Annotated in this window: 15 protein-coding genes; 3 read left to right on the plus strand and 12 right to left on the minus strand. The window is 34.7% G+C overall.

Annotation, left to right across the window (positions count from 1 at the left end):
- Positions 1-67: 67 nt before the first annotated feature.
- Positions 68-1,576 (minus strand): F0F1 ATP synthase subunit beta, encoded by a 1,509-nt coding sequence (gene atpD / locus BA768_RS17380; RefSeq protein WP_034675983.1) that lies wholly within the window; start codon positions 1,574-1,576, stop codon positions 68-70.
- Positions 1,577-1,781: 205 nt separating this feature from the next.
- Between atpD and BA768_RS17385 the strand changes: the two genes are divergently transcribed.
- Positions 1,782-2,702: a bifunctional riboflavin kinase/FAD synthetase gene (locus BA768_RS17385; protein WP_065721786.1), complete on the plus strand. Its 921-nt coding sequence runs from the start codon at positions 1,782-1,784 to the stop codon at positions 2,700-2,702.
- On the opposite strand, the gene BA768_RS17390 is transcribed toward BA768_RS17385, so the two are convergent.
- Positions 2,699-3,052 (minus strand): MmcQ/YjbR family DNA-binding protein, encoded by a 354-nt coding sequence (locus BA768_RS17390; protein WP_065721787.1) that lies wholly within the window; start codon positions 3,050-3,052, stop codon positions 2,699-2,701. The genes BA768_RS17385 and BA768_RS17390 overlap by 4 nt on opposite strands.
- A gap of 164 nt (positions 3,053-3,216) precedes the next feature.
- Between BA768_RS17390 and BA768_RS17395 the strand changes: the two genes are divergently transcribed.
- Positions 3,217-3,873: an NAD(P)H-binding protein gene (locus BA768_RS17395; protein WP_065721788.1), complete on the plus strand. Its 657-nt coding sequence runs from the start codon at positions 3,217-3,219 to the stop codon at positions 3,871-3,873.
- 63 nt (positions 3,874-3,936) lie between these two features.
- On the opposite strand, the gene BA768_RS17400 is transcribed toward BA768_RS17395, so the two are convergent.
- Together BA768_RS17400 and gyrA are read right to left on the minus strand one after the other, a co-directional pair.
- Complete coding sequence (locus tag BA768_RS17400) at positions 3,937-4,980, minus strand: hypothetical protein (protein ID WP_065721825.1); 1,044 nt, start codon at positions 4,978-4,980, stop codon at positions 3,937-3,939.
- 25 nt (positions 4,981-5,005) lie between these two features.
- A complete protein-coding gene (gene gyrA / locus BA768_RS17405) occupies positions 5,006-7,591 on the minus strand; it encodes a DNA gyrase subunit A (protein WP_047483370.1) in 2,586 nt (861 codons plus the stop codon).
- A gap of 148 nt (positions 7,592-7,739) precedes the next feature.
- Here gyrA and BA768_RS17410 point away from each other — a divergent pair, with 148 nt between their 5' ends.
- A complete protein-coding gene (locus BA768_RS17410; protein WP_065721789.1) occupies positions 7,740-8,054 on the plus strand; it encodes a DUF4286 family protein in 315 nt (104 codons plus the stop codon).
- Between the two features lie 32 nt (positions 8,055-8,086).
- Here the strand turns inward: BA768_RS17410 and BA768_RS17415 are convergent, their stop codons facing one another.
- The 8 genes from BA768_RS17415 to uvrA form a co-directional block, all read right to left on the minus strand.
- Positions 8,087-8,320 (minus strand): hypothetical protein, encoded by a 234-nt coding sequence (locus BA768_RS17415; protein ID WP_065721790.1) that lies wholly within the window; start codon positions 8,318-8,320, stop codon positions 8,087-8,089.
- Positions 8,321-8,454: 134 nt separating this feature from the next.
- On the minus strand, positions 8,455-8,745 hold the full coding sequence (locus BA768_RS21130; RefSeq protein WP_123947140.1) for a hypothetical protein: 291 nt from the start codon (positions 8,743-8,745) through the stop codon (positions 8,455-8,457).
- A gap of 144 nt (positions 8,746-8,889) precedes the next feature.
- Positions 8,890-9,036, minus strand: coding sequence for a hypothetical protein (locus tag BA768_RS21345; RefSeq protein ID WP_165571776.1), 147 nt, complete (start codon positions 9,034-9,036; stop codon positions 8,890-8,892).
- A 61-nt stretch (positions 9,037-9,097) separates the two neighbouring features.
- A complete protein-coding gene (locus tag BA768_RS17430) occupies positions 9,098-9,592 on the minus strand; it encodes a GNAT family N-acetyltransferase (RefSeq protein WP_065721793.1) in 495 nt (164 codons plus the stop codon).
- A 2-nt stretch (positions 9,593-9,594) separates the two neighbouring features.
- The gene (locus BA768_RS17435) at positions 9,595-10,107 is read right to left on the minus strand and encodes a DUF421 domain-containing protein (protein ID WP_083206730.1); all 513 of its coding nucleotides are present in this window, start codon (positions 10,105-10,107) and stop codon (positions 9,595-9,597) included.
- A gap of 103 nt (positions 10,108-10,210) precedes the next feature.
- Entirely contained in the window at positions 10,211-10,615 is a 405-nt protein-coding gene (locus tag BA768_RS17440) for a hypothetical protein (protein WP_034675950.1), read from the minus strand.
- 334 nt (positions 10,616-10,949) lie between these two features.
- The gene (locus BA768_RS17445) at positions 10,950-11,129 is read right to left on the minus strand and encodes a hypothetical protein (RefSeq protein ID WP_034675946.1); all 180 of its coding nucleotides are present in this window, start codon (positions 11,127-11,129) and stop codon (positions 10,950-10,952) included.
- A gap of 36 nt (positions 11,130-11,165) precedes the next feature.
- Positions 11,166-13,994 (minus strand): excinuclease ABC subunit UvrA, encoded by a 2,829-nt coding sequence (gene uvrA, locus BA768_RS17450; RefSeq protein WP_065721795.1) that lies wholly within the window; start codon positions 13,992-13,994, stop codon positions 11,166-11,168.
- Positions 13,995-14,001: the final 7 nt, after the last annotated feature.

A 14,001-nucleotide genomic window follows, 5' to 3' on the forward strand; every position in this document is an offset into this window, starting at 1 on the left:
TTTGATGCTTGAAATTTGAAATTGCTTATCGAATCTCAAATTTCACATCTCAAATTTTTAATTATTTTTAAGCGTTATCAGCTAACATTTTTTGTCCGGCTTCGATCGCTTCCTCGATTGTTCCTTTCAAGTTGAAAGCAGCTTCTGGTAAGTGATCCAATTCACCATCCATGATCATTGTAAATCCTTTGATGGTATCTTTAATATCTACTAAAGATCCGGGAATACCTGTAAACTGTTCAGCTACGTGGAAAGGCTGAGACAAGAATCTCTGAACTTTTCTAGCTCTGTAAACTACTGATTTATCTTCTTCAGAAAGTTCTTCCATACCTAAGATTGCGATAATATCCTGCAACGCTTTGTATCTCTGAAGAATTTCTTTTACTCTCTGAGCACAGTTATAATGCTCTTCACCGATAATTTCCGGAGCCAAGATTCTTGACGTAGAAGCCAATGGATCTACTGCCGGATAAATACCTAATGAAGCAATTTTTCTATCTAATACCGTTGTAGCATCTAAGTGAGCAAACGTAGTTGCAGGAGCCGGATCAGTTAAGTCATCCGCAGGTACGTAAACCGCCTGTACTGAAGTAATTGAACCATTTTTAGTTGAAGTAATTCTTTCCTGCATCGCACCCATTTCAGATGCCAATGTTGGTTGATAACCTACCGCAGAAGGCATACGACCAAGAAGTGCAGATACTTCAGAACCAGCCTGTGTAAAACGGAAGATATTATCTACGAAGAACAATACGTCTCTACCTTGTCCTGTCTCACCACCGTCTCTGTAGTATTCAGCTAAAGTAAGACCAGAAAGTGCTACTCTTGCTCTTGCTCCAGGTGGCTCGTTCATCTGTCCGAAAACGAATGCAGCTTTTGAATCTTTCATCACTTCCAAATCTACTTTAGAAAGATCCCAACCTCCGTTTTCCATAGAGTGCATGAAATCATCACCGTATTTAATAATACCTGACTCTAACATCTCTCTCAAAAGGTCATTTCCTTCTCTCGTTCTTTCACCTACTCCGGCAAAAACAGAAAGACCACCATGTCCTTTTGCAATATTATTAATCAACTCCTGGATCAATACTGTTTTACCTACACCTGCACCTCCGAACAAACCAATTTTACCTCCTTTTGCATAAGGCTCAACTAAGTCGATTACTTTAATACCTGTAAATAAAACTTCTGCAGAAGTTGAAAGCTGATCAAATTTCGGAGCTGGTCTGTGAATAGGGAGACCACCTTCCTTAGAAATATTCTGAAGCCCATCAATAGCGTCACCTACAACGTTGAAAAGTCTTCCGTTTACAGCGTCACCAATTGGCATTGTAATAGGATTACCGTATCCGATCACATCCTGACCTCTTTTAAGACCATCAGTTGCATCCATCGCGATACATCTTACTGTATCTTCACCAATATGCTGTTCTACTTCTAATACTACTTTTTCACCGTTTTCTTTTGTAATCTCCAACGCATCATAAATACTTGGAATAGCCTCTACATTTGTAAAAACTACGTCGATTACAGGACCAATAATTTGAGAAATTTTTCCTTTAATTTGGTTTGCCATTGCTAAATTTTTTCTTGGTGCAAATATAATGATTCTTCATAAACCTGCAATTGCTAAAAAAAAGATTTTTATCATGCTTTTTTACAAATTTACCAAGGCTACAATCCATCGATTTGAGAGTGAATTTCTTCAAAAAAACATTGTTACACTATTCCGTTGATACATTGTTACATTATGTTTATATTTGCAGTCAAAATTTTTTGTCTTGAAAGTTTTCAGAAATTTTAGCGATTATCAAGCTCATAAACCTTTAGCTTTATCTTTAGGAATGTTTGACGGAGTGCATCTCGGTCATAAAAGTATAATAGACGAATTGGCAAAGGTAAGTTCTGAAAACAATTTAGAGACTGCAATTCTTACATTTTGGCCACATCCGAGATTTGTTTTTAATCCTGAGGAAGATTTAAAGCTTCTCAATACATTGGATGAAAAAACTGAACTGATGGCTCAGTATAATATTCAAAATTTATTTCTGAAAGAATTTGACGAAGAATTTCGGAATCTTACAGGTGAAGAATTTGTACGTCAGATCTTAGTTGATAAATTAAATGTAAAATATTTAATCATTGGCTACGATCACTCATTTGGTAAAAATAAAAGTGGAAATTTTGAATTGCTTCAAAAACTTTCAAAAGAATTAAATTTTGAGGTCGAGCAAATGGAAGCGATTAACATTCACGAAAATAACATCAGCTCCACTAAAGTAAGAAATGCTTTGTTGAATGGTAATATTTTAGAGGCTAATGAAATGTTGGGTTACTCCTACTCTGTTTCGGGAATTGTTGTTCATGGGAAAAAATTGGGTAGAACGATTGGTTATCCTACAGCGAATATCGAAACTGAAAATATCAAACTCTTACCGAAAAAAGGCGCATACATCGTTGAAGTTTTTGTAAAAGACCAGCAATACAAAGGAATGTTGAGCGTTGGTACAAACCCAACTGTAAATGGGGAAAAACTAACCGTTGAAGTCTACATTCTTGATTTCGAAGGCGATATTTATGATGAAAAAATTACCATAAAATTCCGTGATTTCCTGCACGAGGAAATTAAATTTGAAGGTCTTGAAAAACTTGTTGAGAGGTTGGATGAGGATAAAAGACTGACGGAAGCTTTTGAGTTTTAACTATTCACTATTTCTTCCTTCACTTTTTTAGTTAACGATTTAAATACCAGATCGTACGACTGATCAATCATTTTTAAAATTAAATCTCTTTTCAAACCGTCTACTGAAACAGAATTCCAGTGTGTTTTATTCATGTGAAATGCTCCCGTGATTTGTGGATACTGTTCTCGAAGTTCCAGACTCCATTCCGGATCGGTCTTTACATTAATGTTTAAAGGTTGTCTTTCCAATGACATTAGCAAAAACATTTTCGTTCCTACTTTCATTACAAGCGTTTCGTTATCAAAAGGAAAACTTTCGGTAACTCCTTTTTTTGCAAGACAATAATCTAAAACTTCGTTGGCATCCATTTAGTATGAGTAATTGATAATGAGTAATAATTGATAAGTAATTTAGTTAAAAATATCTTTTATCTTTTATCTTTTATCTTTTATCTTTTATCTTTTATCTTTTATAATTATCTCAAATTTAGTAAATTTAAGAAAGAAAATACCACCATACAAACCACATTATTATGAAAGCTCTCGTCATCGGTGCTACAGGCGCTACAGGAAAAGATTTAGTGAATCAGTTGGTCAATGATAAAGATTTTGAAGAAGTGAATATTTTTGTCAGAAAACCCTTATCAATTCAAAATGAAAAGCTGAAAACCCATGTGGTGAATTTTGAAAAACCTGACGAATGGAAAGATCTTGTAAAAGGTGATGTTGCATTTTCGTGTCTTGGAACAACTTTAAAAGCTGCCGGAAGTAAAGAAGCCCAGAGAAAGGTAGATTTTGATTATCAGTACGAATTTGCAAAAGCCGCCAAAGAAAATAGTGTGGACGATTATGTATTGGTTTCTGCATACGGTGCAAACCCAAAATCTAAAATTTTTTACTCAAAAATGAAGGGTGAGCTTGAGGAAGCTGTAAAGAAATTACATTTCAACAAAATTACTATTTTCAAACCCGGAATGCTTGAAAGAAAAGATTCTGAAAGAACCGGGGAAGTTTTGGGCAGTCGAATTATAAAATTTGCCAATAAACTTGGCCTCTTTGAAAGCCAAAAACCTTTACCAACGGATGTTTTGGCAAAAGCGATGATAAATTCATCCAAAATTAAGAGCAACGGATACTCGAGTATCAAGTTGGGAAATATTTTCTGTTTTGCTGAAAAAAGTAATGATTAAGAAATAAAAAATCCGCCTCTGTAAAAAGAGGCGGATTATTATATATTTCAAATAATTTAAATATTATTTTGCCGGAGCGGCTGCCTGAAGTGCTGCTTCTTTAGCTTTCAGTTCTGCAACTTTAGCCTGGTTTCTAAGCATTCCGTAAACATCTTTTAATACAGTTACTGCGTCAATATTATTGGGTTCAGCCTGATACCATTTTTCAGCATATGGAAGCGCTTTGTTGAATCTTTCTTTTCTTGCTTCAATAAGCTCAGTAGCTTTATCAGGATTTGATTTTCTGATACCATTGATCTCTTCCACTGCTTTAGCATCATCACCGATCACAGCATAAACAAGATTCTGATGTGCATTAGACATTTTAGGGTTTATTTCTAAAGCTTTTGTAAAAGATGCAATCGCATCATTCAATGTTGCCGGATTTTTAGACTGTAAAACTCCTAAATTATACCAGTTAACCGCATCAGTCGGATTTTTTGCCAACTGATCTTTCAGGTTTGTCATGAACTGATCTGTTTTACCAGATGCATACAAAGCTGTACCCTGATATTCTTTAAGTTTAGCATTATTAGGATATTTTGCCAGTCCTTTTTCAATAATTGCCAAAGCTTCATCATTCTTTTTAGCATTTAAAAGCAAAGTTGATAAAGTTTCATACAAATCCGGTTCTACACTTTTAGTCTGTTCAGTTTTGAAGTCGGTATAATCTTTTGAACCTGTCTTTTTTAATGTTTCCCAAACATCTTTATTAAATGCTTCTACTTTTCCTGTTTTATCTTTAGCTGTATACTGTGTTTGAACACCTGTATAGCCTGAATTAACTAGATCTGTGTAGATTTTTATTGATTCATCAAGATTATTTGCCAATGCATAACTAAGCCCTGAATAATACATATATGTTTTATCATCCTGACCATTCGTTTTCAACAAGTTATACAGTTCCAAAAACTTCGGTGCTGCAACCGCATAGTTTTTAGCATTATATGCATCCATTGCTGCCTTATTAGTAGCTTCAACTTGAGCATTTAAATCTTTCGGATCTTGTTTTTGTGCAAAAACAAAAGTCGAAGCAACGATTGCTAAACCTAAAATTAGCTTTTTCATAATAAGAATTTTAATTAATTTTAAATTATTCCTCAGAATCAGAATTCTCAGTTTCATCAACCGGATTTCCATTTTCTGAATTATTTTCTGTTTGTGGTGAAGCATTTTCCTCAGTTGAGATTTCTTCAGATACTTCTCCTTCAAACTCCTCTTCTACATCTTTATCCATTTCAACTTTTGCGATGGCTGCAATTTCGTCATTCTTTTTAAGATTGATCATTCTTACACCCTGAGTATTTCTACCCATTACACGCATTTCGTCCATATTCATTCTGATAGCAACACCCGATTTATTGATAATCATCAATCCGTCTTCATCAGTTACATTCTGAATGGCGATCAGATTACCCGTTTTTTCAGTAATATTAAGAGTGATAACTCCTTTTCCACCTCTGTTGGTAATTCTGTAATCTTCTACTGCAGTTCTTTTACCATACCCTTTTTCAGATACCACAAGAACCGTTTCGCGCTCAACATCATTCACAACAATCATACCAATAACCTCATCATTATCTTCCATTGTTATTCCACGCACACCAATTGATCCCCTACCTACTTCTCTTACTTTTTCTTCAGGGAAACGGATACATTTACCATTTTTAGTGGCTATCATAATCTGAGATTCACCATTTGTAAGATATGCACTTAGCAACTGATCGTTTTCTCTGATTTCGATAGCATTAATACCATTTACTCTCGGTCTTGAATACGCTTCTAAAGATGTTTTCTTAATTGTACCGTTTTTCGTAATCATTACAACGCTCATTTGGTTGATGTAATCTACATCTTTCAAATCGTTAGTTCTGATATAGGCTTTGATTTTATCGTCTGGTTCAATATTGATAAGGTTTTGTACCGCTCTTCCTTTTGCCGTTTTTGAACCTTCAGGAATTTCGAATACTCTTAACCAATAACATTTTCCTTTTTCGGTAAAGAATAACATATATTGGTGGTTTGTTGCAGAAACGATATACTCCAAGAAATCTGAATCTCTTGTTGTAGCCGCTTTATTTCCTACACCACCTCTACTTTGAATTTTATATTCTGAAAGCAACGTTCTCTTCACATATCCTGCGTGAGAAATCGTAAGAACTACAGATTCATTCGGAATAATATCTTCGATAGACATTTCTCCACCTGAATAATCGATTTCAGTTCTTCTTTCGTCGCCGTATTTTTCTTTAATTTCAAGCAATTCATCCTTAATAATCTGGAATCTTCTTGGTTCATTCGCTAAAATATCTTCCAAATCAGCAATTTCTTTCATGATTGCATCGTACTCATCACGGATCTTATCAAGCTCCATTCCTGTGAGACGAGCTAAACGAAGGTCTAGAATTGCCTGTGCTTGAATATCAGAAAGCTCAAATTCAGAAATCAAACCTTCTTTTGCAGCTTGTGGATTTGAAGAGTGACGAATAATCGAAATCGCCTTATCCAAAGCATCCTGCGTTCCGATCACTTTCATGAAACCTTCCAAGATGTGAGCTCTTTCTTTAGCTTTTTTAAGCTCGTACTGAGTTCTTCTTACAATAATTTCATGTCTGTGCTCAACAAAATGATGAATAATATCTTTTAAATTCAACTGTTCCGGTCTTCCGTGCACCAAAGCGATATTGTTTACGCTGAAAGACGTTTGAAGTGAGGTATATTTATACAACATATTCAGAACAACGTTCGGGATCGCATCATTTTTCAATTCATAAACGATACGCATTCCGTTTCTGTCCGACTCATCTCTGATTTCGTAGATACCAAGAATTTTTTCATCTTTTACCAACTCAGCTGTTCTCGCAATCATCTCAGCTTTGTTGACTTGGTAAGGAATTTCAGTTACAATAATTGCATTTCTGTTGTGTACTTCTTCAAAACCAACTTTAGCTCTGAGAACTACTCTTCCTCTACCTGTGTGGAAAGCATCTCTTACCCCATCATAGCCGTATATAATTCCTCCTGTAGGAAAATCCGGAGCAATGATGTGCTGCATCAGCTCATCGATGGTAATTTCTCTATTATCTATATATGCAGTAATTGCATCAATAGCTTCAGAAAGATTATGAGGAGCCATATTGGTTGCCATACCTACCGCGATACCCGAAGTACCGTTCACCAAAAGATTTGGAATTTTTGTAGGCATTACAGTCGGTTCTGTCAAACTGTCGTCAAAGTTATTCTGGAAATCAACAGTATCTTTATCAAGATCCGATAAAATTTCGTCTGAAACTTTTTTGAGTCTCGCTTCAGTGTAACGCATAGCTGCAGGCGGATCACCATCCATCGAACCGAAGTTACCCTGCCCGTCAACCTGCGGATATCTTAAACTCCAAGGCTGCGCCATTCTTACCATTGCATCATAAACTGAAGAATCTCCATGCGGGTGATATTTACCTAAAACATCCCCTACAATTCTCGCTGACTTTAAATATTTTCTGTTTGAGAAAACGCCTAAACCATACATACCGTAAAGCACTCTTCGGTGTACCGGTTTCAGACCATCTCTCACGTCCGGTAATGCTCTTGAAACAATAACCGACATCGAATAATCAATGTAAGATGATTTCATTTCATCAACAATGTTGATAGGAATTAATCTTTCTCCTTCTTTTTGCATATATAAGTTTTATTGTAATGATAATCAGACTTTTAAAAAAATGCCTGAAAACTATTTATTTTGATTATTTAATAACGGGCTAATTTACAAAATTTTTGCCGATTTTTGCCTGAGAATTCAATCAAAATATCTTAAAAAATATTAAAATATGAGTGTATTAAGCATTACCTTCCATTGTGTGAAAAACAGTCTGGAAGAATGGGAAAAATATGTAGATGAAACTTTAATCTTAATGACTGAAAACCTGATGGATGTTGATAAATACATCTTGTCTGAAATTCACAGTGACTTTATCGAAGAAGGAAAAAACTATAATCTTCTTTTGGTATTTGATGATGAAGAAAAGAGAAAAGATTTTATTGACAGTGAATTACTGAATATTTCCGAAAGAATTGAAAAGCACTTCGGTCAGGATGTAATGATTTTCAACACATCTCTTAATCCGAAAAAATCAACATTATAAAAAAATAAAAGCTCCGATTGGAGCTTTTATTTTTAATGTCTGCCACGATGGTGACCTTTATGTTTTTTATGACCGTGACCTGGTTTATCGTAATAATATACTCTTTTTTTAACCTGACCCGGAGCATAATGTTTTGCACTTCCGCCGTAAACTTTTTTGGCATGTCCCGGAGGTAACCTTCTTCCGTGATGCTCGTGAACTACACACGATACAAATAAAGTGCCCATAACCATCACTACTCCCATAATTTTCAATAACCCTTTCATAAATCTTCCTTTTAAATTTCAAAATCTACCAATTACAATGATGATGCCAAAAGAGAAATAAAATCTGCTATATATTTTCGAATTAAATTTTAATTATAATAAAAAAACTGCCTCAAAATTGAGACAGTCGTTATCTATAAATTTACTACAATTACCGGTCTGCTGTGGTAAACACGGGGTTGCTTGTATCTTTTGTAAGAATAATATTTGTATGTTCTCTGTGGTTTATAATAATGCTTCTTGTAATAATGTTTCGGAGCTTTATAGTAAACTACTTTTTTATACTTCATCTTATGAGGCCCGCGGTGTCCATGGTAATGACTTTTATGTGGACCATGATGACGTTTTTGTATTGGTGATGCCTGATAAAATGCGAATGAAAAAACAAATAAGAATAATCCGAGTGCTTTAAATAATACTTTCATAATAACCAATTTCAAATTATAGAAAAAATTTAACAAGACTAATGCCAATAATCTTATATCATTGATTTTTTAATAATTTTTATGATAATTTTATGTTTTTAAAGAGTAATCTCAATAAATTACTTTCAAATAATTGAATTGATGTTATCGGTTTCGCGGATGAGCTTCTTTCAATTTTTCAACCTTTTTATCATGTCCCGGAGGCATTGGTCGACGACTCGGATGCGGAAGACATGACGAAAACATTCCGATTAAAATGAAAGCTGCAATTGTATTTTTAATAAGTTTCATAATGCTGTTTTTAGGTTTATGAATTAAAACATACAATCGAAATGCCATTCATTCTGTAATTCTAAAATACATTTTCACTTCTTCTCTCCATAAAAATAAGATCTTTCCATTCACCATGAAGTTGAGCTATTTTTTCTCTTTTTCCAATAATTTTGAACCCATTTTTCTGATGAAATTTTATAGCCATTTCATTTTCAGAAAAAAGATGAGATTCCAAAGTCCAAAATCCGTGGTTTTCACTGTCGACAATCAATTTTTTCAAAAGAATTGTACCTAAGCCTTTCCCGATATAATTATTATCCAAAAAAATACTTACCTCAGCAACGCCTTTAAAGAATTCTTTTTTACTAATCATTTTTAAAGCGCACCAACCGATCACTTCATTTGTTTCATTTTCCAAAACCCATCTGCAATCATTATAATAAGTGGTATTCCAAGCTTCTGCACTTGGTAATTCTGTTTCAAGGGTTGCCGTTCCGCTTTTGATTCCTTGTTTGAGAATTTCCAAAACTCTTGTATCATCATGAGGAAGCATTTCTCGTAGCTCGTAGTTCATTTCTAATGGTATTTTCTTTTATTTTTTCTTTTGATTCTAGAGTAATGAGTTTGCGAATCTTTTTTATCCTCAGAAATCACACTGATATTTCCATCTACTTCAAGAATAGCAAGCTTTACGTTTTCCATTGTTTCAACGCCATGCTCCCGGATTGCCTCGTTCAGTTCATCAAAACTAATTTTCACTTTTCTTAGTGCCACCTGATCTGCAACCCCATCTTTTACCAAAATCTCAGGATCTGCTTCCATAAAACTTGCAAAGCGTCGATTAGAAAACATCAGTCTTTTAACAATAAAATTAGCGATGAAAAGAACCAAAGCCGCGATAATTCCGCCTTCCAGAGAAGTATTTTCTCCGACCATTGCATTCTGTACTGCATTAGAAATGAGAAGCAGGAAGACTACATCTCCTGCATTAAGCTGAGAAAGCTGGTTTTTCCCAAACAAACGGATGGCGATCATCATAAAAAGATAAACGCAGACAGATCGAAGCACAACATCTAAAATAGGATTCACAGTTGAAGAATATTTAAATCAAATGTATACAATTACCACAAATAAAAAAACTGCTTTTTCAAGCAGCTTTGTGGAGTAAAATTATATAGTTTGTTTCTTGTAATTATCTATTGTTTATATCTACTTTTACCGGCATTACATATGATGAAGCCAACATATTTTCATTAAGTTTAGCCGGATCTATTTTGTACTGAAGATGAGACAAAACGTTTACAATTTCTTTGCTAACGTTTTTGCAGTCTCCTTTCGAACGTACATTTACAATTTTACCATTTTCAGCAATATCAAATTTTACTTCAGAGTTTACAACTCCTTGTTTATAATCTGAATTAGTAAAATCAAAATTAGCCATTAAAAGATTTCTGATCTCATTAAAAGCATCATTCTTATTTAACTGTATTTCCTGAATGGTATTACTGGATGTAGTCTGAGCTTTTGCATTGTTAACAACAGCTGTTAAGCCAAAAATGAAAAGTGCTGTAACGAATATTTGGATTTTATTTTTCATAAGTCTTTGATTTTAAAGATTATATTAAACTTGTTTACTATTTCTTTATCAAAGATATATAAAATAATTTACAATAATTTTACATTGAGTTAACATTGAGTTAATATTGAAATATAATTATCTGATTTTCAATATTATAAATTTTAAAAATAATTGAAAATTTAATATTGGAACTAAAATTTGAACACAGAAAAGGCTAAAATCGATAAATTTTAGCCTTATTATTTTAAAACTTTGTCAAAGATTTTCAACTTTGACAAAGTATAAAGGAATATCATTCAAAAAAAAGAATCTGCTTGTGCAAATTCTTTTTATACTTAGTATTGATAAATAATTATTTATTTTGTCCCGGAGCAAATGGTTTTGCCGATTTTGTTCCGTAAATTTTCTTAGCCTGACCTGGAGGTATAGGTTTAGAGCTACCTGTTCTTACGCTTGTTGCTGTTCTTACTTCACAAGAAACAAAACTGAGAGAAAAAGCTAAAAGCGCCAAATAAATTTTAATCGATTTCATAAGATTTTTTGGTAGATACCACAAAACTGAGACCAATTACAATTCTCTCTTCAAGAATTTTCCTGTCAAACTCTTCTTCGACTTCACAATTTCTTCGGGTGTTCCCTGTGCAACGATTTGTCCGCCGTGTTTCCCACCTTCCGGACCAACATCAATAATATGATCGGCTAATTTAATGACATCCATATTATGTTCAATGATGATGAAAGAATTGCCTAATTCCACCAACTGATTAATCGCATCCATCAGGATTTTCACGTCTTCAAAATGAAGTCCGGTTGTTGGTTCATCAAGAATGTATAATGTATTTCCGGTTTGTCTTTTTGCTAATTCCGTTGCTAACTTGATACGCTGAGCTTCTCCTCCAGAAAGTGTTGTCGATTGCTGTCCTAACGTAATATATCCCAAACCAACATCCTGCAGAGTCTTTACTTTGGCAAAAATTTTAGGAATCGGCTGGAAAAATTCTACCGCTTCATCAATCGTCATATCCAATATATCCGAAATTGATTTTCCTTTGTAACGAACTTCCAATGTTTCTCTGTTGAAACGTTTTCCGTTACAAGTCTCGCAATGAACATAAACATCTGGCAAGAAATTCATTTCAATGACCTTCAAACCGCCTCCCTGACAAGTTTCGCATCTTCCGCCTTTCACGTTGAAAGAAAATCTTCCGGGTTTGTAACCACGGATTTTAGATTCAGGCAGTTCTGCAAAAAGATTTCTAATGTCTGTAAACATTCCTGTATACGTTGCAGGATTTGAACGTGGCGTTCTTCCAATCGGAGTCTGGTCTACATCTACAATTTTATCAATGTGTTCAAGACCTTCAATTTTTTTATAAGGTAAGGGTTCCTGAACGGCTCTGTAAAAGTGTTTGTTCAAAATAGGATACAAAGTTCCGTTAATCAGAGAAGATTTTCCACTTCCTGAAATCCCAGAAACCACAACCAGTTTTCCTAAAGGAATATCAAGTGTAACATTTTTAAGGTTATTTCCTGTAGCACCTTTTAATACTATATTTTTACCGTTCCCTTCTCTTCTTTTTTCAGGAATGGTAATTTTTCGTTTTCCATTAATGTACTGAGCCGTAATAGTATCCGCTTTCAACAAATCTTTAGGTTTTCCCTGCCAAAGAATTTCACCACCGAATTTTCCGGCTCTAGGACCAATATCCAAAACCTCATCGGCTTCCAAAATCATGTCTTTATCGTGTTCAACAACCAAAACAGAGTTTCCGATGTCACGAAGATTTTTTAATGAATTAATCAATCTTTCGTTGTCTCTTTGATGCAATCCGATACTTGGTTCATCCAAAATATAGAGAACATTCACCAACTGAGAACCGATTTGCGTCGCCAATCGAATTCTTTGAGACTCCCCTCCAGAAAGCGTTTTCGAACTTCTGCTCAAACTTAGATAATCCAAACCGACATCTAATAAAAACTGAAGTCTGGTTTCGATTTCCTTTAAAATTTCATGAGCAATGATTGCATTTTTTTCAGAAAATTTATCTTTTACATTAGCTAACCATTCTTTTAAGTCTGATAAGCTTAATCCGTTAACCTCAGCAATATTTTTTCCGTCAATTTTAAAGCTTAAACTTCCCGGCTGAAGACGTGTTCCTTTACATTCAGGACAGGTTTCTTCGGTCGTGAAATGTCTTTCCAGCAAAATCGCTTCGTAAGATTCTCTTTCCTCAATAATTTCCTCCATAAAAGGAATCAACCCATCAAAACTTATTTTGATTTTCTTAGAAATTCCTGCATATTTTAAATCTTTATTGAATTCTTTGTGACAGCCGTTGTAAATATAATCCAACGCTTCTTCCGGAATATCTTTTATTGCCGTTGCAAAGCCGAGTCCAAAAATCTCAAGAATGTTTTTAATCTGAGTCTGAATCCATTTATTAGATTTAATATCTTCTAAAGGCAACAAACCTCCCTGATTGATCGATAATTTAGGATTTTCAACAAAATAATCAGTATTAATTTTCTTGATAGTTCCTAAACCTTTACAACTCGGGCAACTTCCTTTCGGAGAGTTGAACGAAAACGTGTTAGGTTCCGGTAACGCCAATGAATGACCGGTTTCGGCATCCATTAAATTTTTAGAAAAATATTCAATCTCGGTACTTCCCAGCTTTTGAATTCCGATTAAACCTTCTCCCATTTCCATTGCTGTTCGCAACGATTTTTCCATTCTCGCTTCGGAAGCACTTTCACCGATAATCCAACGGTCGATTACGATGTCGATGTCGTGGGTTTTATAACGGTCGAGTTTTAAGTCATATTCAATATCCTGCAATTCTCCGTCAATTCTTGCCTGTCCGTAACCTTTTTTTGCCATTTGCACGAAAAGTTCATGATAATGCCCTTTTCTGGAACGTACAACAGGTGCCATCAACATAATTTTTTCGCCCTTGTAATTTTCTTTAATCGTTTCGAGAATTTGATCTTCAGTATAACTTACCAGTTTCTTTCCCGTTGTTTGTGAATACGCATCCGAAACTCTTGCGTACAAAAGACGAAGATAATCGTACAATTCTGTAACAGTTCCGACGGTTGAACGTGGGTTTTTGTTGGTTGTTTTCTGCTCGATGGCAATTACGGGAGACAAACCTTCAATTTTATCGACATCGGGACGTTCCAAACCTCCCAAAAACTGTCTTGCATAAGCAGAAAATGTTTCGATATAACGACGCTGGCCTTCCGCAAAAATCGTATCAAAAGCCAATGACGATTTTCCGCTTCCCGAAAGACCGGTAATTACGACCAATTCGTTGCGCGGGATTTTTACATTGATGTTTTTTAAATTGTGTTCACGGGCACCGTAAACTTCTATATATTCTGTTGATTTACTCATAATTTGG

The sequence above is a fragment of the Chryseobacterium sp. CBo1 genome (assembly GCF_001693475.1).
In the GTDB taxonomy this organism is placed as follows: domain Bacteria; phylum Bacteroidota; class Bacteroidia; order Flavobacteriales; family Weeksellaceae; genus Chryseobacterium; species Chryseobacterium formosense.